Genomic DNA, 22,376 nt, shown 5'->3' on the forward strand with positions numbered 1-22,376 from the left:
AGCGAGGGCGAGGATCGATCAGCTCTTGCTGGCAGACTTCTGTCCCGGCTTCTTCGACGCATCCGCCGCCATCTCCGGCTGCACCGGTGCCGGGACCTTCTTGCCGGTACTGGGCTTGGTCCACACCGCCACGTAATCCACCACCATGGAATGCCCCGGCTCGGTCTCCGGCGTCGGCGTGGGTTTCCAGCCGGACATCACGAACGAGAAGCCGCCGCCCATGGCGACGTCCAGCAGCAGGAAATAACCGTGCTCGCCGGTGAGTTCATGCCAGGTATCGGCAGAAAGCTGGTTTTCCGCGACCTGATTGATGAGCTGATTGTCCACGAACCAGCGCAGCCGTTCCGGCGTCACGCTGCGGTCCCACTCGAACGTGAAGGTGTGCGGGCCTGCGGTGCAGGCTTCGTGCGGGCAGGGCAGGCGGGCGCCGATGCCAATGGGCTCGCCGCATGGGCCGCCGGGATTGACGCCGCAATGCAGGATGCCCCACACCGCATCCAGACCGTTGACGCTTTCCATGATGTCGAACTCGCCGGACTTGGGCCATGCCATGGTGGTGCGGTAATCGCTGCCCAGTGCCCAGAATGCTGGCCAGTAGCCGAGTGCGCGCGGGCCGGTCACATCCGGCATCTGGATGCGTGCCTCCATGCGCAGCATGCCGCCATCAGGCGCCACGAAATCGTCGCGGACGGTTTCGACGCGCCCGGATGTCCACTGGCCGGCAGCATTGCGCTGCGGCGTGATGATCAGATGACCCTGGCCATCCAAATGAATATTGGACGGATCACTGGTGTAGTTCTCGATTTCGGAGGTGCCCCAGTTGACCGGGCCATTTGGATACCCGTGTCCCGTGTCGATGCGCCAGTTGGTGCTTGAGGGCAGGGAGCCAGAAGGGCCTGCGAAATTGTCGCCCCATTGCAACTGCCAACCGGCTGGAGAAGGAATGTCGATCGCCTGCGCGGTATTGGCAAAGCCGGTAAGGCTTGCGCCGAGAACGCATGTGATGGCAATGGCGGCAGCACGGGAGGAAAGGTTTTTGATCTGCATAAACTACCGAGGATGAGGAGCGACCCGCTTCGCGACCCGCTCTCTGCCAGGCCAATTCGGCAAGCGGCCGAATTGGCGGAGAAAAACACGGGGATGATACGCCCCCTGCACCTTTTTTTAATGTGTTCGGCTTTGAGAAGCAAATCTGTAGCGCACTTCTCATCTTGCAACGCTGTCATTGCAATAGATCGGCGAGAGGCGCCTGTTTGGCTGCTGGCAGCGACACATTTAGCAACTTGGCGATCGTCGGCGCTACGCGCAGATTGCTGATCGTGCCCAGCGTCACACCGTGCCGCACATGCGCTCCCGAAGCAATGAAAAGCGCCTGCATGTCTGGTTCGCTGTTGAGGTAGCCATGCGCGCCGCGCGCAGGTTCGATATCCGTGATCAGCGGCCCAGTGGTGCCGTCCGTGAAGGAGTAGCCGGGCTTGGCGACGAGGTACAAATCAGGCGCCTGATCGGTGGAGCCGGGTACGGGAATGCCCAGCTGATTCGCTTCGCTGCCGGTGTAAACCGCGGCAACGCCCGGCAGTTTCTCGAAATCGGCCTTGAGCTTCGGTAGCCATGCTGCGCGTTTGGCATTGTCGCGGATGTACAGCGATGCCTCGCCGCCTTCCGGCTGAATCCACACATCGCCGCGATAGCTGCCTTTTTCTCGATGCAGCAAGCCTTGCTGCACCAACGCGACATTCGGATGGATGGCATGCGTGTAATCCGTGAAGCCGTGATCGGATGCAATGACGAAGGTGATGCGATCCAGAAGCCCAGCGTTGCGCGCTGCTTCGATCAAGCGTGCGATGCACGTATCCGCATAGGCATAGGCCGCATACGCAGCCGGCGAGAGTGCGCCGTATTCGTGTTGCAGCGTATCCGTCTGCAGCAGGTGGAACAGCAGCAGGTTGGGCGTGTGCCGGGTGAGGATGTCGATGGCGGCGTCCGTCCAGACCTGATCGCGCCACGCCGGTGTGCTGTCATCGCCGAAGGTGGCCACTTGCTCTTTGGTGACGAGGCCTTTTGCGATCAAATCCTGCGCAATGGGGCTGTCTACATCGGGCGCTTCGGCAAACGCCCACTGCACGTTCTTGGCGGCATAGATCGCCACCCAATCCACCTGGCCGGTACTCATGCCTTTTTCTGCCAGGGCGTCGTACAGCGTACGCGCATGCACGAGTTGATCCTTCGGTGTCCAAGGCTTCACTTCCGGCACGCCGCCGTCTTGCGGAAACGTGATCAGGCCATTGGCCATCACGTGATGTTCGCCGGCATTGACGCCGGTAATCAGCGTGGTGTGGTTGGGCCATGTCACGGAAGGATTGATCGGCTGCATCGCCTGCGCATACGAGCCGTTCTGCATCAATTTGCGCAGCGTGGGCATCGGCAGCCGGGGGTCTTTCAAGGCGCGTGCGGGAAAGCCGTCAATGGTGATCAGCACTACGATGGGGCCGTGTGTAGCGGCGGTGCCATCGTTGGGTGATGTCTGAGCGTGAGCGAGTTGGATGGAGGCAAGGGCGAGGACGAAGGCGAGCAGTTTGCGCATGGATCACCGGAAGCGGAGCAGACCGGTCCGATTCTAGCGGACGAATTTTGCAGAACCTGCAAAGCCCCAGCTTTTTGATTTCCAAAGCGTCACTCGCCGCGACAAAAGTCAGTCTTGCCTCGGCGTCATTCCGGCCTTCGCCGGAATGACGACTCGCTCTGAAACAGTATCAACGTGAACGTCAGTTCTTGGCGGAAGGTTTTGCCGCCCAACCTATGTGACTAAGATTTCGCACCTGTCTCTATGCTCACCACCGCATCCGATGGCCTGCGATAACAATGCGCAGTCAGCGCCAACACCGCCGCGACGACCAAGATGATCAGTGCGGCGCCGATAAAACCGCGCTCATCATGCCGCGACGTGCGGTCCACCATGCTGTAGAGGTTGAACGTCATATTGCTCGCGGTATGAAAGAGCAACGCCACCAGGATGCTTTGCCGATTGCTGGCATAACCCCATACGATCACGACGCGCAGCGCAACGGTAAAGATCACAAAGGCCCAGAACGGCATGAACGATTGCGTCAGGCCGGTGATGAAAAACAGCGGGATGTGCCAGCAGCCCCAGATCACGCCAAGCCATGCCGCTGCGTGAAGCAGGCGATGCCGCTGTTGCAGGCGGTCGATGGCGTAAGCCCAGCCGAATTCCTCGTTGACGGAACCACCGATCAGGAACAGTTCCACATAAAGCAAGGGCAAATGGCTCGCTGTCACCAATGCCGCGAATGGTGGACCGCCATGACTGGCCAGCCACCACATCGAAAGGCCGCCCGCGACCGGCACCAGCAACATGGCCGCGAGAAAGTGGACGAACCCCATGCGATAGCGTAGCGCTCGGCCAGCGAACTCGCGCACTGCCGGCCAACCGCCATCGCGATAGACCGCCACAAAAGCGCCGACAAAAGGCCCGAAGGAGCCGGCAAACAGACATGCCAGCTGCGCAGCAGGCGAAAGCGTCAAGACACCATGGCTCGCCAGTACCGGAAAAAGCCAGGCGATCCACGCTATGCCGAAGGCGAGCCCAAAATAAAACCACACAGGTGTACGAAAAGACGGATGCATCGATATGCCCTCTTTGCGTCGCTCAGGGTTGTGGCGGCGATACGGTAATGGTGTCCCTGTGCAGTACTTTGTCCCCACCTACGATGAAGCTAATTTGATAGCTGCCCGGGCGCAGATACAACGTGCCGGATGGCACCCCCTGCGTACTGCTGTATGCCTCCACGCCTGAAATGGAAATCGTCATCGGCGTCACATCCAGCAGCATGCGGTCGGCGGGAATCGCGTCCGGCCCTTCGTTGCTGTAACGCGCTTCGACCAGGCAGGCGTAATGGTCGTGACAACCATCGCCGCTCACTAGATGTGGCTGACGCAGTCCCCATAGAGTCAGCCATGTCGGCCGTCCGCGTTCCAGCTTTTCGGGCGGAAAGAACACGGTGACGTCATACGTGGAGCGCAGCGACCATGGCTTGTCTTGCGCATCGACGAAGACGATGGGCACGTCCGGGTGCACTTGCTTCATCACCGCCGTGTAATACGGATGATTGTTTTGACTTGAAGGATGCGGATACATCGCGGTCTGATCGATGGCAAGCATCGAAGCGCCGGTAAGCTTGTACAAATGCTCGGCCATCGATTGGCCGCCGAGGTAGCCGCCCGATTTCACGATATGTTCGTAGCCGGCATTGATCACCAGCCGTGCATGGGGATCCTGCTTGAATACGCTGTCGTAGAGATGGCGTGCTTGCTCAGCTTCGCGCTGGTCGGCGCTGGTGACGTTCGACGTCGCTTCGTATGCAATGACTTTGTAGCCGAGCTTGAGCGCCGTGCGCACCATTTCCGCGTACACCGGTTCCTCGGTATAGAAACCGCTGTCATCGATGGGATAACCACGTGTTTGCAGCTGGGTATCTTTTTGCGACAGCGTTTCGGCAGCGAAGTAGCGAAAGCCTTCTTGATAAAGACGGCTCAGCAGGGCCACGGTAAGGCTGCGCGTCATTCCGACATTGTGGGCTTCGTTGAGCAGTACGATCTGGTCATTTTTGGCCAGATCGGGAATCGCATCCAGCGCCGGGCGTGCGGCATAGCCGCTTTCGAGCGGGGAAGGCTTGTCGTCGGGCTGTGCCGGTTGCGCGATGGAAAAACTTTGCGTCGCCAGTGGATAGTCGCCGAGAAAACTCAGGTACCAGCCGATGTACTGTCCGAAGATCATGCGGAAGGCGGGTGAATCATCGCTTGCATAAGCCTGGCGCATCGTCATGTATTGGGCCAGCAAGCCTTTCTGGTGACTGGCCTCGTCCATGATCTTGTCCGCCTTCGCTTCGGCAGCGGCCTGCTGTACCTGCCACTGGGCAGCCGATTGCGCATGCACGGCCGATGCTGCGCAGGCAAGCCACACTACGTACCCCCACATGGTGTTGCGGCGAGACGTCATGGCCCTCTCCACCCTTAAGGTTCGCCACGATCATGCACTTATCGGAATCCAGGTCCCAATAGCCACTTTTGCGAGGTCAGGCACGACCATTTTGCGCTCGCGAAGCTTCGGCGGTACGTCCTTGCTTGCTTGGGGTTGGTATCTTGCCTTGTCGTCATTCCGGCGAAGGCCGGAATCCAGGACAAATACGTCGTGCGAAGCACTCAACATAAATGAATGCCGTGTCCTTCGGACGCGTATTTAAACTGGATTCCGGCCTTCGCCGGAATGACGATGCGGTTTCACTGGAGCTTTGTGTATTCCGATCAGCAACAGGCATACACGATAATCCAAGCCTTAATCTCGACATGCAGGAGCCCAACCATGAAATCCCGCGCCGCCGTCGCCTTCGCCCCCGGCAAGCCCCTGCAAATCGTCGAGATCGACGTCGCCCCGCCCAAGGCCGGCGAAGTGCTGGTAAAGATCACGCACACCGGCGTCTGCCACACCGATGCCTTCACCCTGTCCGGCGACGATCCCGAAGGTATTTTCCCGGCGGTACTGGGCCATGAAGGCGGCGGCATCGTGGTGGAAGTGGGCGAGGGCGTTACCACGCTGCAACCGGGCGATCACGTGATTCCGCTCTACACGGCCGAATGCGGCAAATGCAAATTCTGCCTGTCCGGCAAGACCAATCTGTGCCAGGCGGTACGCGCCACGCAGGGCAAAGGCCTGATGCCGGACGGCACTACGCGCTTTTCCTACCAAGGCCAGCCCATCTACCACTACATGGGCACCAGCACCTTCAGCGAATACACCGTAGTGCCGGAAATCTCGCTGGCCAAGATCGACACACAAGCGCCGCTGGACAAGGTGTGCCTGCTCGGTTGCGGCGTCACCACCGGTATCGGCGCGGTGCACAACACGGCCAAGGTGGGGCCGGGCTCGACGGTGGCGGTATTTGGCCTCGGCGGCATCGGCCTGGCCGTCATCCAGGGGGCGGTGCAGGCCAAGGCATCGCGCATCATCGGCGTGGACATCAATGCAGACAAATTTGCGCTGGCGCGTGAGATGGGCGCGACCGAATGCGTCAATCCCAAGGATCACGACAAGCCCATCCAGGAAGTGATCGTGGCGATGACTGACGGCGGTGTGGACTACAGCTTCGAATGCATCGGCAACGTTGACGTGATGCGCGCTGCGCTGGAGTGCTGCCACAAAGGCTGGGGCGAAAGCATCATCATCGGCGTGGCCGGTGCCGGCAAGGAAATCCACACGCGTCCGTTCCAGCTCGTCACCGGCCGTGTATGGCGCGGTAGCGCATTTGGTGGCGTGAAGGGCCGCAGCCAGCTGCCTGGCATAGTGCAGCAGGCCATGCGCGGTGACATCAGGCTCGATCCCTTCATCACGCACCGCTTGCCACTGGAGCAGATCAACGAAGCGTTCGATCTGATGCATGAAGGCAAATCGATCCGCACCGTCATTCACTTCTAAGGGCTGCCATCATGGAACGCATCGAGCGTCGCGCTTGTTTCGGCGGCTGGCAGGAAGTCCATCGCCATCGTTCAAAAGCGGTGGATGGCGAGATGCGTTTCGCCATCTATCTTCCGCCACAGGCCGCACAAGGCAACGTGCCGGTACTGTACTGGCTGTCCGGCCTTACCTGCACCGAGCAGAACTTCATCACCAAGGCCGGTGCGCAACGTTATGCTGCGGAACACGGCCTTGCCATCGTGGCGTGCGACACCAGCCCGCGTGGTGAGCAGGTGGCGGACCACGATGCGTATGATCTGGGGCAGGGTGCCGGTTTCTACGTCAATGCAACGGTGGCGCCTTGGTCGCAGCACTACCGCATGTACGACTACGTCGCGCACGAATTGCCTGCACTTATCGAGCAGCATTTCCCGGTGACAAAAAAGCGTGCCATCAGCGGGCACTCCATGGGCGGTCATGGCGCATTGACGATTGCGTTGAAGAATCCAGGACGTTACAGCAGCGTGTCGGCGTTCTCGCCCATCGTGGCGCCGTCACGCGTGCCTTGGGGTGAAAAGGCTTTTGCGGCCTACCTCGGCAGCGATCGCGAAACCTGGCGCGCTTACGACGCTGCCGAGCTGGTGAAGACGGCCAACGAAAAGCTCCCGCTGCTGATCGACCAGGGCGATGCGGATGAATTTCTGCATACGCAGTTGCAACCCGGACTGCTGCAGGAAGCGGCCAAGGCCGCGGGGCATCCGTGCGAACTGCGGATGCGGGTTGGGTATGACCACAGCTATTACTTCATTGCGAGCTTTATCGGGGAGCATGTGGCGTATCACGCGGCGGCGATGCACCCATAGCAACACGTAGTATTTGATTGTTGTCGTCACTACATGGCAGTTTCGGAGCGAATCGTCATTTCGGCCTTTGCCCATTGCCGTCCGGGGAAGATTTTCTGAAGCTCAGAAAACTGCCGTTCTATAAGCACTTTTTGCAAAGGAACGCAGCGAGGGACTTGTTCTCACCGTGGTCTTCAATCTTGCCTTATCGTCATTCCGGCGAAGGCCGGACGGAGCGCGAAGCGCGGAGAACGTCCGAAGGACGGCCCCGAAGGGGTGAGCGAAGCGAATCATCCATCGCCAGTACGAAGCATGGATTCCGGCCTTCGCCGGAATGACGGTGAGGTATTGCGAAACTTCCCCGGACAGCAGTGGGCCTTTGCCGGAATGACGTCGAGGCAAGACTGGCTTTTTCGTGGCAACGGCGCTTCAGCTTTGTAGGTTGGGGTGCAAACCCCAACATTTTTATGTTGACCCGGATGGCGATGTTGGGGTTCGCACCCCAACCTACGGGACTGCGCGAAGACCAAGCTTCTTCCTCACCCCAACCCTCGCCCGAGAGGCGAGGAGTTCAGTGCATCTACACAAAATCTTCACACTACAAGCCGCTATTCCATGACCTGCAAGCCACTCGCCCAAGCCTTCACCGATGTAAGCTAGACGCGCGACCCCATGGGGAAGAAAGCAGTGTTCTGGGGTCGCGTCGGTTCGAGCGTTCCTGCTGGATCACCGCCCACTGCCTGTACTGTTCCCATGAACATAAACGACTTGATCGTCCTGCCAACGAGCCAGTCCGACGCTGTTCTTCTTAAACGCCTGACTGTCGTGCAAAACATCTGCCTGGCCCTGGCAGGCTTGATTGCGTTTTTCATCCTGCTTGCATGGATCTTCAAGGATCTGCGCCCGGGCTATCCGCATGGCTGGGATCTGATGAAGTTCGATACCGCCGCAGGCATGCTGTTGTGCGCGGTGAGCTTGGCACTTCTATCCGCCAAGCCGGCGCCATGGCACTTGGGGTCCGGACGCGCGACAGCGCTACTGGTGCTGTTGTTGGCCGTGGTGCCGCTATGCGAGCACATCGGTGGGCACTTCACCGGTTTCGACACCCTGGTCGTGGCCGATCCATCCAAAAGCGAACCGGGGGTGATGTCGGCGCAAACGGCGCTCTATCTGCTGTTGTTCGCGTCGAGCCTGCTGCTTGCCACGGTGCCGCGTCCGGCATGCGGCATCGCCGTTGCCGTATTGACCGTACTGCTCAGTTTGCACGCATTGATCATTTTCTCCGGTTACTGCTTCAACGCGGTGCAACTGTTCGGCGAGAGCATGTCCACGCGCACCTCGCCGCACACTTTGGCGTGCATGCTGCTGCTGGCGGTCGCACTGATCGGCTGGCGCATGCAGCATGGGTATTTCTTCGTGCTGGCAGGCCCAGGGCTCGGCAGCCGGTTGGCTCGGCGGGTGATGCCCTTCGCTCTATTGCTGCCCTTTGTGCTCATGCTTGGCGGCACCGCCATGGCAAGCGCAGGCTGGCTTTCACCGCCGGTGGCCGTGGGCCTGACGATCGCGGTGATGGCGGCAGCCCTGGCTGCGCTGGTCTCGTTGATGGGGCGACGCATCAACAAGCTGGAGAAGGAATTGCGCGAACTGTCGTTGACCGACGAGCTGACCGGCGCGCTCAATTACCGTGGTTTCGAGCTGCTCGGCGAGCAAACGTTTCGCGAGGCGCAGCGTAGCCACGCCGTGGTGACCTTGCTGGTGTTTCATATCGAGGGCGTCAAGGATATCGGCGAAACCTATGGACACGAAGCCAGTTCGCATTTGATGCAGGATATGGCACGCATGCTGCGCGAAAGCTTCGAACTTGCGGACATCATTGCGCGTACTGCCAGCGACGAATTCGCCGTGATCACCAAGGACGAGAATACCGGCGGCGTGATTGCCCTGATGCGCATGGGTGAAGCGATGGAGGCGCTGAATGCCGCAGGCGGCTCGTACAAAGCGCATTTCAGCGTCGGCGAGGCGACCAGCAACCCGGATGCCGGCGAGTCGTTTCGCGATCTAATTGAAAAAGCCGGACTCATGCGGCGCGAACGTCAGCGCGCCGTGCTTGTTGAACCGGAGCAGGCCGCGCCGCGAGCCTCCCATAGTGTGCGATAACCACTTCATGATGTTTTGTCGTGGACCGAAACAGCCAATGCATGCGTGCATTACACTCCGGTCCTCGCTAACCAGGATCGAGGGAAGGTCATGACGTTCGAAGGCGGATGCTATTACGGCGCGGTGCGCTACACGGCCGAAGGCGAGCCGGTACTGAAAGGGGAATGCTACTGCCGCGAATGCCAATACATCAGCGGCGGTGCTCCGCAGTTGTTTCTCGTATTGCCGCTCGATGCATTCCGCTACACCAAAGGAACGGTCAAGACTTATACGCGCCGTGATCTGGAACAACCCGTCACGCGTGAGTTCTGCCCCGAATGCGGCACGCATCTGGTCACGCGGCGTCCGGACATGCCCGTGGTCATCATGAAGATCGGCACGCTCGACGATCCACGCCAATTCGGTGCGCCGCAAGTGGCCATCTTCACTTGCGACAAACAGCCTTTTCATCAGATTGCGAGTGGCATGCCGGCATTCGAGAAGATGCCGGTACATCCCTAGAAATCAGCGGCGATGCTGCCAAGACACGTGCGCGTGTGTTTGATCGATCAGCTTGGCTGGGACACGGAAGATATGGGTGCTATCGAGGCCGCCCGTGCCATCGCGTGCTGTGGTGCATTCCTGGCTTGCTGCATAGCGAATGGACGCATGCGTTCAAGGTGTTGCATTGAGTCGGGGGCGTCATTCGTAATGATTGGGGTAGGGTGAAGCGAATCTCGCGATAATGCTTACCATGACCTGATCGTCATTCCGGCGAAAGCCGGAATCCAGTTTAAATAGGCGTCCGAAGGACACAACACGTTTGATGCTGAGTGCTGCGCACGACGTATTCAAACTGGATTCCGGCTTTCGCCGGAATGACGGTGAGGCAAAATCGAACATCATCGCAAGATTGACCAACCCCATCCCGACCTTCCCCTTCAAGCAGGGGAAGGTGCAAACCCCATAGCCCACCCATCACCCATGGGCCAAAGGTCAACTTACCCCCACCCGCCACACTCGCTACCATGCCCTGATCCCCATCGGCGAGGTCACGACGCGATGCAACACCGCGGTCTCACAGCAACCACGCGCTTGAAGCAGTGCGCCTTCGCAACAGCCATCTCCCTCTCCCTCTCCCTTGGCCTGGGTGCCACCGCACACGCCGATGACGAATCCGCCCGCTTACATCGCGAAGCGCAGGCCGTCACCATCACCCGCGACGACTGGGGCATTGCTCACGTCCACGGGAAAACGGACGCAGACGCCGTCTTCGGCATGGCCTACGCGCAAGCCGAAGACGACTTCAACCGCGTCGAAACCAACTACCTCAACTCGCTCGGCCGCCTGGCCGAAGCCGAAGGCGAATCCGCCATCTGGAGCGATCTGCGCCAGAAGCTCTTCATCGATCCCGCCGAACTGCAGCGTCAATATGCCCAGAGCCCGGCATGGCTGAAGGCGTTGATGAATGCCTGGGCCGATGGCTTGAACGATTACCTCGCCACGCATCCCGACGTGCATCCGCGCGTGATCAAGCATTTTGAACCGTGGATGGCGTTGAGTTTCAGCGAAGGCAGCATTGGCGGCGACATCGAGCGCGCATCGCTCAAGGAACTGCAAGAATTCTACGACCATGATGGCGACAAGGTTGCCTCCATCGGCACGCCATCGAGCTGGGTGGAACCTACCGGCTCCAACGGCATCGCCATTGCGCCCAAGCTCACCGTGGATGGCCATGCACTATTACTGATCAACCCGCACACCTCGTTCTACTTCCGCTCCGAACTGCAAATGTCTAGCGATGCAGGCCTCGATGCCTACGGTGCCGTGACCTGGGGGCAGTTCTTCATCTACCAGGGTTTCAATAAACACATCGGCTGGATGCACACCTCCACCACTGCCGATGCCGTGGATGAATTCGCCGAAACCATCGTGCATCAGAACGGCAAGCTGTTCTATCGCTACGGTAGCGAGCTGCGCCCGGTATCCGTGCGCCAGATCACCGTGCCTTATCGCAAGAGCGATGGCTCCATGGCACAACGCAACTTCACCGTCTATGCCACGCATCACGGCCCCATCGTGCGAGAGAAAGACGGCAAGTGGATCGCCATCGCCCTGATGAACAAGCCGCTGCAGGCGTTGGAACAAAGCTGGTTGCGCACCAAGGCCAGCGATTACGCCAGCTACATGAAAGTGGCGGCCTTGCAGGCCAACTCGTCGAACAACACCCTTTTCGCCGATGACAAAGGCGACATCGCCTATCTGCATCCGCAATTCATTCCCAAGCGCGACGATCGCTTCGATTACACCAAGCCCGTTGACGGCAGTAATCCAGACACCGATTGGAAAGGACTGGTTGCGCTCAATGATCTGCCGCACGTGCTCAATCCCCCGAACGGCTGGGTGATGAACACCAACGACTGGCCCTATTCCGCCGCCGGCCCCTACAGCCCCAAGCGCGAAGACTATCCGCGCTACATGGATACCATCGGCGAAAACCCGCGCGGCGTGCACGCCACCATGCTGCTGACGAACCAGCAGGGCTTCACCATGGCATCGCTGATCACCCTCGCGTTCGATTCCTACCTGCCTGAGTTCGCGCGCCAGCTTCCCATCCTCGTGCACGACTACGACGCGCTGCCGGCCAGCGATCCGCTCAAACAGAAACTCGCCGGCCAGATCGCGATGCTGCGACATTGGGATTATCGCTGGGGCATTGCTTCCATGCCTACGACGCTCGCCGTGTTCTGGGGCGACACGCTGTGGGACAAGATGGACAAGGCCGATAACGCCGAAGGCCTTTCGAAGTACGACCTGATGGCCGAGAAAGCCGGCGCGCAAGCACGGCTGCAAGCACTGGCCGATGCATCCGACCGCCTGGTGAAAGATTTCGGCAGCTGGGGCATTCCCTGGGGTGACGTCAACCGCTTCCAACGCATCAACGACGAGATTGCGCCGCACTTCGACGAAAGCAAACCGAGCATCCCCGTGCCATTCACCTCATCGCGCTGGGGTTCGCTGGCATCCTTCGGCGCCCATCGCTGGCCCGGCACCAGACGCTATTACGGCACCAGCGGCAACAGCTTCGTGGCGGTCGTGGAATTCGGCGACAAGGTGCATGCGCGCGCCATCACTGCGGGTGGTGAAAGCGGCAATGTCGATTCACCGCATTTCAATGACGAAGCGGAGCGCTACACCACCGGCAACCTCAGGCAGGTTTATTTCTGGCCCGAGGAGTTGAAGGGGCATGTAGAGAAGGTTTATCACCCAGGAAAGTAAGTGATTGAGCGTGTATCTCGGCGCTTGCGGCAATCTGCTCCCCTCCTGCGACAGCAAGGGAGCGTTCTCACAAAATGTTTATGACTTAGCCCGGTATCGCCACTTGGTATCCGGCTAGCCGCCCATATCGCTTTCCTGAGCATCCCATAAGGAAACGCGACCATGACGCAATCCGAGATTGGCCACCGCCCCGTCAAGCAACCCGGCCCGGACCATCCCATCACCATCACGCACAACCCGAAGCGGATTGTCGTGAAAGCAGGCGGGCGAACCATCGCGGACACACATCGCGCGCTTACGCTGCAAGAGGCGGACTATCCTGCGGTTTACTACATTCCGCGCGCCAACGCCGACATGGATCTGCTGGAACGCACCGACCACACCACCTACTGTCCGTACAAGGGCAACTGTTCCTATTACAGCATTCCTGCCGGCGGCGAGCGGGCGGCTAACGCCGTGTGGTCGTATGAAAACCCGTATGAGGCCGTTGCGCAGATCAAGGAGCACCTGGCTTTTTATCCGGATCGTGTCGATGCAATCGAATTACTCGATTGACGAGTCGCTGCGTAGGTTTGGGTGCAAACCCTGAGGTATCCCCACGTTTTTCGAGCTGTTCAAGGATGGGCTTTTTCGCGGCCAATACTTAGCATTTTTACCTCAGCGTCATTCCGGCGAAGGCCGGAATCCATGGTGAATGCGAAGCATGGATTCCGGCCTTCGCCGGAATGACGCCGAGGTAATTAAATAGATCTTGGCTAGCTTGCTGATTTTGTTCATATCATCAAGCAGAAAACGTGGGGATGCATCAGGGTGCAAACCCCAACTTCTCGATGCATGGGGCTCCGATATTGGGGTTCGCACCTATTGCGTACGCAGGCTGCCGTCGCCGATTCCCAGGCATAGACGAAGCGTGGCGAGCGTCTTGTACGTGAGCGAACAGGACCGCCGCATCGCATTCTTGGATTGAACCGGCCTGGATGATGATTCGTCAGGCCGCCAAGCCAGCTTGGACGGAATAACTTGGCCGCGCAGAAACAACCAATGAACCCAAGGCCAGGCCATCATCGGCTCCCCACGGCAATGGTTGGAGTCGTATCGACCGTATTGCCATACAGTGTGGTCGCCTGCATCGACGGACGCGCGCAGAACCGCGCGTACCAGGAGGATAGCCGCGGACGTGCTTCCTGAAATGCGTAGACACACCGGAACTCGATCCAGCTAAGAGCTGTGGCCAGGGCGACATCGCCGATGTCGAGCGCCTTCTGCTCTTCAAGATGGTCTTCAAGAAAATTGCAAGCAGCGACGATCTTTTGCAACTGGCCTTCATGCATTGGCTTCCAGCGAACGGCTTCCGGCCGCCGCTCGATTTCCCAGCGTACGGCGATGCCCGCATCGGCTATACCCATGGCGATCGATTGGTTGCGGAGTGCGCGATAGCGGCGCGCCGGATCGGCGGGAAGAAGCTTGGCGCCCTCGTGCAAGCCGTCCAGGTATTCGCAGATCACGCATGAGTCGAACAGCACCTCGCCGTTGTCGCAGATCAATACCGGCACTTTTCCCAGGGGATTGAGTGCGAATATGTCGTCGTTGCGCGTGAGCGGGCTGGTTTCGTGATGCACCACGTCCAGATGGTCCGCCAGGCCCATTTCATAAGCGGCCACGAGTACTTTGCGGGCGTAAGGGGAGTGCGTCTGATACAGAAGTTTCATGAAGTGGCGTGCTTACCGTGAAAAAGCGAGCGGAGGTGAGAGCAGGCGCTGGCGTAGAACGGGCGCGATGTTTGCGCCTGTCAAAATCGTGGCTACACGTTGCCCTGCATAGCGCTTCGGCGTCGCGAGGATGGCGGCAATCCCAGCTGCTCCCGCCGGTTCGACAACGACGCCAAGCGTGCGATGTATCAACTGCATCGCCGCGAACAAGTCATCGTCGGACACGGCAACGACGTCATCGCAGCAGTCGCGCAGCCGGGCCAACGTGGCGGGAATCGGCACACGTACGGCGATACCGTCGGCGATGGTGTCTGCACGTGCGGTGACAATAGCTTGTCCCGCTTCCAGCGAAAGCTTCATGGCTGGCGCATTGACTGCGACAACGGCGATGACATGTACATGCGGAGCCAAGGCGCGCACGACGCGGCCTATGCCATCCAGTAGAGCGCCATTGCCGAGCGGCACCACGATGCTGTCGAACGACGCAGCGTCGAGCAGCTCCAGAGCGATCGTGCCGGCGCCATCTGCAATGGCCGGTTCGGCGCCGTCTTCCACCCAGCGTTGGCCGGTGTGCAAGGCATGATCTCGCGCAGCCGCCTTGGCCGCATCGAAGTCTGCACCGGCGAGTCGAACATCCGCCCCCAACCTGCGCATTGCTTCGATTTTTACCGGGTTTGCCTGCTCGGATGCGAAAACCGTGCATGCATGCCCGCGCCGATTCGCTGCATAGGCCAGTCCTTGCCCAAAGTTGCCGGCGGACGCGCAGACAACCGATTCCTCGGCCGCCAATGCCGTCGCGCAGAACAGATCCGCACCACGTCCCTTGAAGCAGCCGATTGGATTGGCCAGCTCGGATTTCGCCAACACGTGGCAGCCCGTTGCAGCGTCCAGTGCTGCAGCCGTCAGCAGGGAGGAGCGGAGGAAAACCCGTTCGATGTGGCGTGGTGCTTCAACAATGCCGGTGATATCGAGATCCAGAGGCACGCGTGCAGACCTTTCTGAAGTAGCCGTAGCGGTGACTTATGCTAGGGTTTGCCCGCGCGGCCAGCCCGCGACTATCGGCAACACGGCAGGTTATTTCCCCACCCTACGCACCCACTGCGCGCACATGCCCATCGAATTGGACAAGCTTGACCGTCGCATCCTCGCTATCGTGCAAAAGGACGTACGTCGTCCGGCCGAGCTGATTGGTGCCGAGATCGGGCTCTCTGCGTCGGCGGTGCAGCGTCGCATCACGCGATTGCGCGACAGCGGCGTGATTACCGCCGAAGTGGCGGTGATCGATGCCAAAAGCGTCGGCCTGCCGCTGACACTGATCGTCGACGTGGAAGTGGAGCGCGAACGGCCGGAACTGCTGGCCAGCCTCAAGCAATGGATCGCCGCAGAACCGATGATCCAGGAGGCGTGGTACGTCACGGGGGCAGGGGATTACGTACTGATCATCGTAGCGCGCGATATCGAGGATTTCGAAGCGTTGATGCAGCGATTGCTTAGCGAAAACGCCAATGTGCGGCGTTATCAGACTCGCGTTACGTTAGGCACGATCAAGCGGGGCATGCTGGTGCCAGTAGAGCCGTTGGCCGAATAGACCTGGTTGGGGGAGACATGGAAAGCAGCAGGGCGGTAACGATTCGCGCAGGGATTGTTTTGGCCGTCATTCCCGCGAAAGCGCCTCCGCTTTCGCGGGAATGACGGCCCTAAGGGAATCCACGCTTTCATGGCAACCTACGAACTGCGGAGGAACGACGATAGGATTTTTCAGCTTTCCCGTTGACAGCTGTCGAATTCTCCCTCTTCTATTCGTTACTACAGTCAGAGGGCCTTCCTCTGCATTCGGAACCTACCCATGTCCACACAAACGATCCGTCTTCATCGTGTACTGCGCGCCACCCCCGAGCGCGTCTACCGCGCCTTCCTCGACGCCGACGCCATGGCCAAATGGCTGCCACCCAACGGATTTACCGGCCGCGTATACAAGCTGGAGCCGAAGGTAGGTGGGCAATACCGGATGTCGTTCACCAACTTCACGACAGGCGACAGCCATGCGTTTGGTGGCGAATACCTGGAGCTGGTGCCGAGCGAGCGGCTGCGCTACACCGGCGTATTTGATAATCCGAACTTGCCGGGAACCATGCAGACGACCGTGACACTGCGCGCCGTGTTTTGCGGCACGGAGCTGACGGTGGTGCAGGAGGGGATTCCCGAGGCGATTCCGGCGGAGGCTTGCTATCTGGGGTGGCAGGAATCGCTGGTGTTGCTGGCGGAGTTGGTGGAAGCGGAGATTCGGCAGTAAGGGTGCGCCGGTAACCTGAGCATGGCCGTCATTCCCGCGAAAGCGGGAATGACGGCCATGCGAGATGTTCAATGCCCCAGGAAACTCTTCCCCTGCTTCAACACCACATCACAAGCCTTGGTCGTGATCTTCGACTTCAAATCACTGTTCCCGCCACCAACGCTGGATAGATCGGTGGTATGCCCATTGCTGCCCTTGAGCATCCCGCTGAGGCCGCTCTGGTAGTCACTATTGTTGGAGCCGCCATCGGTCTTGCCCAGCAGCTTGCCGGCAATGCCGGAGGCGCCAGAGTCACCGCCCAGGTAGTTGTTCTTGACGCAGTACTGCAGCAGACCGGCGACGTTGCCCATGCTGCCGGAACTCATGGAACCGGTGCCGCCCAGCGAGCCGAGTTTTCCGCTGAGGTTACTGCCCAGATTGCCGAGGTCCTGGGCCGATGCCGCGCCGCAAGCCAGGCACAACCCGAAAGCTGCCGCGGCCATGATTGAGGTTCTTGCCATACCGTTCTTTTGCATCGTCATGAGCATGTCTCCTTGTGGGTGTGAACATTCAATACCGAAGCTTGTTAGAAGTATGTCAGCGTGCTTCTGGACAACCCTGCGAAGATCCTTTCCGTAAAGCGGTTAGTGGGTCGAGCCGAGGGATTCTCCGATGGCCTTGGTGACTTCGTTGGCGATATCGTTCTGAATCATCAGCTTGTCGTCCCCGTTGCGTCCATAGGTTTGCAACCATGCCACAAAGCCGTTGGGGCGACGAGTCGAAGGCCTATGCCAGACAGTTGCGGATGCAAAGGACGCCGCTGCAAAAACGGCCGCACCGTAGAAGTGAGATATCGGCATAGGGACGTGCCGGCTTTCGGATGCGCTGCGACTACTTTGTAACACTGCGCGCGGTTTAATCTATGGCTAATGATAAAAAGAAGGCCACGCAACATGCAGGACATTGCAAACACCCAGGCTGTCATCAAGACCAGCCTCAGCGGCTATGAGTTGATCAACACGCCGATGTTGAACAAGGGCATGGCTTTTACCGCACATGAGCGCGACATGTTCCGTTTGCACGGGCTGCTGCCGCCGCATGTCGGCACCATCGACGAGCAGGCGGATCGCCGGCTGAAGATCCTGCGCGCTTTCAGTACCGATTTCGAACGCTATGCCTTTCTGCGCGATCTGCAGGACACCAACGAAACGTTGTTCTACCACGTGCTGGTGCACCACCTGGAAGAACTGCTGCCACTGGTGTACACCCCCACGGTCGGCGAGGGTTGCCAGCACTTCAGCGAGATCTGGCGCAAGCCGCGCGGCTTGTTCCTGAGCTACCCCAACAAGCAGCGCATCCGCGAAATCCTGGCCGATCCGCGTTTCGACCGCGTGCGTGTCATTGTGGTGAGCGATGGCGAGCGCATTCTTGGCCTGGGCGACCAGGGTGCGGGCGGCATGGGTATTCCGATTGGCAAGCTCTCGCTCTACACCGGTTGTGCCGGCATCCATCCGGAACTTACGTTGCCGATCCTGCTTGATGTAGGCACCAATAATCGCGAGCGCCTGACCAATCCTTTGTATATCGGCTGGCGGCACGAGCGCATCGTTGGCACTGAATACGATGAGTTCGTCGAGGAATTCGTCAGCGCCGTGATCGAGCGCTGGCCCGACGTGCTGCTGCAATGGGAGGATTTCGCCGGCTCCAATGCCAGCCGCCTGCTGCAGAAATACCGCGGCCGTCTGTGCACCTTCAACGACGACATCCAGGGCACGGCGGCGATTGCAGCCGGCACCTTGCTGGCTGCCATCAACGTCACCGGCATCCCTCTGCAGGAACAGCGCATTGCCGTACTTGGCGCGGGTTCGGCCGGTTGCGGCATTTCATCGTTGCTGCTGCGTGCGATGGTGGATGCCGGCATGAGCGAGGAGCAGGCGAGCCAGGCGTTTTTCCTGGTCGACCGCAATGGTTTGCTGGTGGAAGGCATGGAGGGCATCACGTCAGCGCAGGCGCCGTTCGTGCAATCGCGCGATGCCATAAAAGGCTGGGACGACGATGCCTCCAGTCACATTGGCTTGCTTGAAGTGATGCGCCATGCCAAGCCGACCGTCCTGATCGGCGTATCGGGGCAGGCGGGTGCCTTCTCGGAAGATGTGGTCCGCACGATGGCGCAGCACGTCGAACGCCCGGTGATCTTTCCGCTGTCCAACCCGACCTCGCGTAGCGAGGCGACGCCGCAGCAATTGATCGAGTGGACGGAGGGACGCGCGTTGGTGGGTACGGGCAGTCCGTTTGCACCGGTGCCGTGGCAAGGCCGGAGCGTGCACATCGACCAGACCAACAACTCCTACGTATTTCCCGGCGTCGGCCTGGGCGTGCTCGCTGTGGGTGCAAAGCGTGTCACGGACACGATGTTCATGGCGGCTGCGAAGGCTGTGGCGGCCATGTCGCCGACAGTGAAGGACAAGACCGCCTCGTTGCTGCCACCCGTGGATCAGTTGCGCGAGGTGTCGGTGGCGGTGGCGAAGGCGGTGGCGATGCAGGCGCAAGTGGACGGTGTGGCGGGCGCGTGTGATGAGGCTGAGGTGGATCGGCGGATCGAGGCGTTTGTGTGGGAGCCGAAGTATTTGCCGTATGCGTTGGCTGGGTGAAAGCCGCGACGTATCCACACGGCTTTTTTCATCCTTCCTGCAAGAGTGGAAGCTTGCATTAACATTGTTTCAGCGCGAGTCGTCATTCCGGCGAAGGCCGGAATCCATGCTTCGTACTGGCGATGGATTCCGGCCTTCGCCGGAATGACGTCAAGGCAAGATTGACTTTTTCGAAGGGAAATTGAGCGAGAAGCTACTCATCACTTCACGGCCTCTGTGGCTGCTTCGCACCCAATGGCCAAAAGCGACTGCGCGTGCGAGTGGCGAGAGGGCGGATCGGAAGCCACGCATATGTAATCCGGCACGTTTTTCATCAACGTGACAGAACGCATGTCGTGCAACGGCAAGCACACTCACAAGCGCTTGTTACGAGCATACGTGCATCGTGTGGCATTGTGACGCGTAGCAGACTTTCACAAGCATATGGAGCGAAGGAAGCACGCAGACATCACACAAGCGATGGCATGTTGGCCGCTTGCATCGCCGCTCGGATCAATGCGGCAGGAATTTTGCTGAGCAGTGCAAGAGGTAAAGGCATGAGCAGGAAACAGCGCAGTCCGGATCGAGGCGCCATGACCGTGCGTGAGGCCGGCCGTAAGGGCGGTGAGGCACGCAAAGAGCAATTGGGACCGGAAGGGTATTCGGCGCTCGGCAAGAAGGGCGGCGCCGCTCGCAAAGAAGAACTTGGCTCAGAAGGGTACTCGGCCCTTGGAAAACAGGGCGGAGAAGCGCGTAGGCAGGAATTGGGCCGCGAAGGCTACGCAGAGCTTGGCAAGAAAGGTGGTCTGCGCAGCCGCACATCGGCCGATCGCCACAAAGACTCGAATCATCCGCATCGTTAAAACGTTTGTCGTGAGTGCGTGAAGGCTGCGGCGGGATACTCGCGCCGCGCTCCTTTCGCCGCTTGATTGACAGGCATGTACGTGACTCTTGACTGAATCTGCACGTTTTTTCGATAAGCGGTATCGGAAGCTTCGTTCAGACGAAGCGAGGATTACGAGATGCCGCAAACACGATCGGCGTGGGAGTCTCCGTTGGCCCGGCCGCCAAGCTTGTCTCCCCCGTCAGGATCGTTGAAGGAGCTGCATGATCTGGCCCTGCGTTGTCATGACTGCCCGCTGTGGAAACATGCAACGCAAACGGTGTTCGGCAGGGGACCTTCCCACGCACCCATGATGCTGGTGGGGGAGCAGCCTGGTTCACAGGAAGATGCCTCGGGCGAGCCATTCGTCGGGCCGGCGGGCGTGCTGCTTGACCGCGCGTTGCAAGAAGCGGGGCTCGAGCGTGGGCAGGTGTATCTCACCAATACCGTCAAGCACTTCAAATTCGAGCAGCGCGGCAAGCGGCGCTTGCACAAGCGGGCGAACGCGGCAGAGCAGGCCATCTGTCGCGAGTGGCTGGCGGCGGAGCTGCGTGAGGTGCGTCCGCAGCGCATCCTGACATTGGGTGCGATGGCGGCGCAGGCGTTTTTCGGCACCACGTTTCAACTCACCATGAGTCATGGGCGTTGGCTCAAGCTCGCTGGCGGCATCGATGCCATGGCCACCTGGCATCCGTCATCCGTGCTGCGCTCGATCAATCGCGATACGCATGATCACCGGTATCAGCAGCTGGTGGATGATCTGCGCGCGTTCGTGGCGGGGCCGCAGCATGTGCATGCGGTTTCGGCGGGGGGAAGGAGAGCTGTATAAAGCAGCCCCGATGTCGTCATGATGCATCACCCCGCCGGATTACCGTCCGAGATATCGTCGTACGTTGTGTCGCAGCGAGTGAATCACTGGATACGTGCGTCATGGATGCCTACATCAACGGCAACGGTGGCGCTCCCGATGCTGTCATCCGCGGATCCAATTCCTCCGCCATCTTCACATGCAAATCCAGCGTCGGCAGCGTCGCCTCCGCCAACCTGCGAATGTCGGGATTCGCACTCTGCGCCGCCGTGTTGAACAAATCGATCGCTTTGCGATGGTCCGCCACGATCACCTCGTCATACGCTTGATCGAACGCGCTACCGCGAAGCGTGCGCAACTGCTTCGCTTTCTGTTGCGCATCCGGCCCCGGCTCGGCTGACACGTTCACGCGGTAGCGCCAGGCGAGGCTGGCAAGTTTGCGGTTCACTTGCGTGCAGTCGTCCACGATGCGCTTGGCCATGTATTGCACCAGCGCCGTGGCCGAGGTCTTCAAGGCCAATTGGCTCAGCGTGACTTCCTTGGCCGATACGGTTACCGCCTGGCGCAGAAAATGCCGGTCTTCCTTGCTGATGTTGCCGAGCATGCGTGCCGGATGGCTGGCGCTATCTTTCCGTTGGTAATAGATCACCAGAGCGACAAGGGCAAGAATGCCGATCAATAGTGATATCTGCGTCAGGTCCATGCTTCTTTGGTGGTTTCGGAAACATCGTCGTGCGAGTCGTCGTGACGGTCGAACTCAGCCACGTGCTTGCGGTTGCGGCTGATCTGGCTGCCGCCTTTCTGGCCGGCTTTGCGCGCTTCCTCGGGTGTAAAGCGATGGGCGCGTCCCCTTGCGTGGGCAATGCGGCCGCCGAGACTTGCCACTTCGCGGCGCCGGCGCTCATCCATGGCGGCAAAACCCCGGAGAGTAACGTTGGTTTCGTCGTGATCGGACATAGAGGCACTCATTACGCAAACGACAGGAGCGCTGAGTTTTAAACCCCTGGCCTCGGGAGGGCGTGAATGTATGGAAAAGGGGAGGTGAACGGTTCAGCGATAGCCCTTGCGCGGCATGAAAAATACGGCCCCGAAGTATGCAAGCGCATGCATGCGCAGGTTAATTCGCAAATTTTGCACTCGCCATGGATTCCGGCCTTCGCCCACTGCTGTCCGGGGAAATTTTGCGGAAAAAGTAGCGAGCACTTAAGGGGCAACACCTTTGCATGATTCGGGCAGCAAGCGACTTAAAAAAGTTTGTTCAACGCGATATCCACGAGTGAACCGGAAATGCCCCCTCCCCTGCGTGCAGGGGAGGGCTGGGGTGGGGTGAGGCGAGCGAAGCTCGCTT

The 22,376-nt window shown here is 59.7% G+C and carries 20 protein-coding genes; 11 read left to right on the top strand and 9 right to left on the bottom strand.

The genetic code is table 11. The features are described 5' to 3' along the window. Nucleotides 1–18: 18 nt before the first annotated feature. From IEX75_RS14450 to IEX75_RS14465, 4 genes are all read right to left on the bottom strand, one after another. Nucleotides 19–1,047, bottom strand: a complete 1,029-nt coding sequence (locus IEX75_RS14450; RefSeq protein WP_188794994.1) for a glycoside hydrolase family 16 protein — start codon at nt 1,045–1,047, stop codon at nt 19–21. 175 nt (nt 1,048–1,222) lie between these two features. Continuing rightward, nucleotides 1,223–2,584, bottom strand: a complete 1,362-nt coding sequence (locus IEX75_RS14455; RefSeq protein ID WP_188794995.1) for an alkaline phosphatase family protein — start codon at nt 2,582–2,584, stop codon at nt 1,223–1,225. Nucleotides 2,585–2,805: 221 nt separating this feature from the next. Then, nucleotides 2,806–3,645, bottom strand: a complete 840-nt coding sequence (locus IEX75_RS14460; RefSeq protein WP_188794996.1) for a hypothetical protein — start codon at nt 3,643–3,645, stop codon at nt 2,806–2,808. A 22-nt stretch (nt 3,646–3,667) separates the two neighbouring features. After that, nucleotides 3,668–5,017 carry a hypothetical protein gene (locus IEX75_RS14465; protein WP_188794997.1) on the bottom strand — a complete coding sequence of 450 codons (1,350 nt, stop codon included), beginning with the start codon at nt 5,015–5,017 and terminating at the stop codon, nt 3,668–3,670. Nucleotides 5,018–5,380: 363 nt separating this feature from the next. Between IEX75_RS14465 and IEX75_RS14470 the strand changes: the two genes are divergently transcribed. The 6 genes from IEX75_RS14470 (at nt 5,381) to IEX75_RS14495 (ending at nt 13,281) form a co-directional block, all read left to right on the top strand. Next, the gene (locus IEX75_RS14470) at nt 5,381–6,490 is read left to right on the top strand and encodes an S-(hydroxymethyl)glutathione dehydrogenase/class III alcohol dehydrogenase (protein ID WP_188794998.1); all 1,110 of its coding nucleotides are present in this window, start codon (nt 5,381–5,383) and stop codon (nt 6,488–6,490) included. An 11-nt stretch (nt 6,491–6,501) separates the two neighbouring features. Then, entirely contained in the window at nt 6,502–7,332 is an 831-nt protein-coding gene (fghA, locus tag IEX75_RS14475) for an S-formylglutathione hydrolase (protein WP_188794999.1), read from the top strand. A gap of 732 nt (nt 7,333–8,064) precedes the next feature. After that, the gene (locus IEX75_RS14480; RefSeq protein WP_188795000.1) at nt 8,065–9,468 is read left to right on the top strand and encodes a GGDEF domain-containing protein; all 1,404 of its coding nucleotides are present in this window, start codon (nt 8,065–8,067) and stop codon (nt 9,466–9,468) included. Nucleotides 9,469–9,558: 90 nt separating this feature from the next. After that, a complete protein-coding gene (locus IEX75_RS14485) occupies nt 9,559–9,969 on the top strand; it encodes a GFA family protein (protein ID WP_188795001.1) in 411 nt (136 codons plus the stop codon). Between the two features lie 540 nt (nt 9,970–10,509). Next, nucleotides 10,510–12,726: a penicillin acylase family protein gene (locus IEX75_RS14490; protein WP_188795002.1), complete on the top strand. Its 2,217-nt coding sequence runs from the start codon at nt 10,510–10,512 to the stop codon at nt 12,724–12,726. A 162-nt stretch (nt 12,727–12,888) separates the two neighbouring features. Next, nucleotides 12,889–13,281 (top strand): DUF427 domain-containing protein, encoded by a 393-nt coding sequence (locus tag IEX75_RS14495; protein WP_188795003.1) that lies wholly within the window; start codon nt 12,889–12,891, stop codon nt 13,279–13,281. 506 nt (nt 13,282–13,787) lie between these two features. Here the strand turns inward: IEX75_RS14495 and IEX75_RS14500 are convergent. Together IEX75_RS14500 and IEX75_RS14505 are read right to left on the bottom strand one after the other, a co-directional pair. Further along, nucleotides 13,788–14,435 carry a glutathione S-transferase family protein gene (locus IEX75_RS14500; RefSeq protein WP_188795004.1) on the bottom strand — a complete coding sequence of 216 codons (648 nt, stop codon included), beginning with the start codon at nt 14,433–14,435 and terminating at the stop codon, nt 13,788–13,790. A gap of 12 nt (nt 14,436–14,447) precedes the next feature. Then, on the bottom strand, nt 14,448–15,419 hold the full coding sequence (locus IEX75_RS14505; protein ID WP_188795005.1) for a pyridoxal-phosphate dependent enzyme: 972 nt from the start codon (nt 15,417–15,419) through the stop codon (nt 14,448–14,450). Between the two features lie 124 nt (nt 15,420–15,543). Between IEX75_RS14505 and IEX75_RS14510 the strand changes: the two genes are divergently transcribed. Together IEX75_RS14510 and IEX75_RS14515 are read left to right on the top strand one after the other, a co-directional pair. Continuing rightward, nucleotides 15,544–16,023 carry an Lrp/AsnC family transcriptional regulator gene (locus IEX75_RS14510; protein ID WP_188795006.1) on the top strand — a complete coding sequence of 160 codons (480 nt, stop codon included), beginning with the start codon at nt 15,544–15,546 and terminating at the stop codon, nt 16,021–16,023. 258 nt (nt 16,024–16,281) lie between these two features. Then, nucleotides 16,282–16,728, top strand: a complete 447-nt coding sequence (locus IEX75_RS14515) for an SRPBCC family protein (RefSeq protein WP_188795007.1) — start codon at nt 16,282–16,284, stop codon at nt 16,726–16,728. Nucleotides 16,729–16,796: 68 nt separating this feature from the next. Here IEX75_RS14515 and IEX75_RS14520 read toward each other — a convergent pair whose 3' ends face one another. Beyond that, nucleotides 16,797–17,249, bottom strand: a complete 453-nt coding sequence (locus tag IEX75_RS14520; protein ID WP_229720832.1) for a DUF2501 domain-containing protein — start codon at nt 17,247–17,249, stop codon at nt 16,797–16,799. A 411-nt stretch (nt 17,250–17,660) separates the two neighbouring features. Here IEX75_RS14520 and IEX75_RS14525 point away from each other — a divergent pair, with 411 nt between their 5' ends. The 3 genes from IEX75_RS14525 (at nt 17,661) to IEX75_RS14535 (ending at nt 21,049) form a co-directional block, all read left to right on the top strand. After that, complete coding sequence (locus IEX75_RS14525; protein WP_188795008.1) at nt 17,661–19,358, top strand: NAD-dependent malic enzyme; 1,698 nt, start codon at nt 17,661–17,663, stop codon at nt 19,356–19,358. A 536-nt stretch (nt 19,359–19,894) separates the two neighbouring features. Next, complete coding sequence (locus tag IEX75_RS14530; RefSeq protein ID WP_188795009.1) at nt 19,895–20,200, top strand: KGG domain-containing protein; 306 nt, start codon at nt 19,895–19,897, stop codon at nt 20,198–20,200. A gap of 159 nt (nt 20,201–20,359) precedes the next feature. Further along, nucleotides 20,360–21,049 carry a UdgX family uracil-DNA binding protein gene (locus tag IEX75_RS14535; protein ID WP_188795010.1) on the top strand — a complete coding sequence of 230 codons (690 nt, stop codon included), beginning with the start codon at nt 20,360–20,362 and terminating at the stop codon, nt 21,047–21,049. Nucleotides 21,050–21,158: 109 nt separating this feature from the next. Here the strand turns inward: IEX75_RS14535 and IEX75_RS14540 are convergent, their stop codons facing one another. Both IEX75_RS14540 and IEX75_RS14545 read right to left on the bottom strand, forming a co-directional pair. Beyond that, nucleotides 21,159–21,731 (bottom strand): DUF4142 domain-containing protein, encoded by a 573-nt coding sequence (locus tag IEX75_RS14540; RefSeq protein WP_188795011.1) that lies wholly within the window; start codon nt 21,729–21,731, stop codon nt 21,159–21,161. After that, nucleotides 21,722–21,985 (bottom strand): stress-induced protein, encoded by a 264-nt coding sequence (locus IEX75_RS14545; protein WP_229720834.1) that lies wholly within the window; start codon nt 21,983–21,985, stop codon nt 21,722–21,724. The genes IEX75_RS14540 and IEX75_RS14545 overlap by 10 nt, the downstream gene beginning before the upstream one ends. Nucleotides 21,986–22,376 lie beyond the last annotated feature (391 nt).

It is taken from the genome of Dyella nitratireducens (genome assembly GCF_014642835.1).
Taxonomy (GTDB): Bacteria; Pseudomonadota; Gammaproteobacteria; order Xanthomonadales; family Rhodanobacteraceae; genus Dyella_B; species Dyella_B nitratireducens.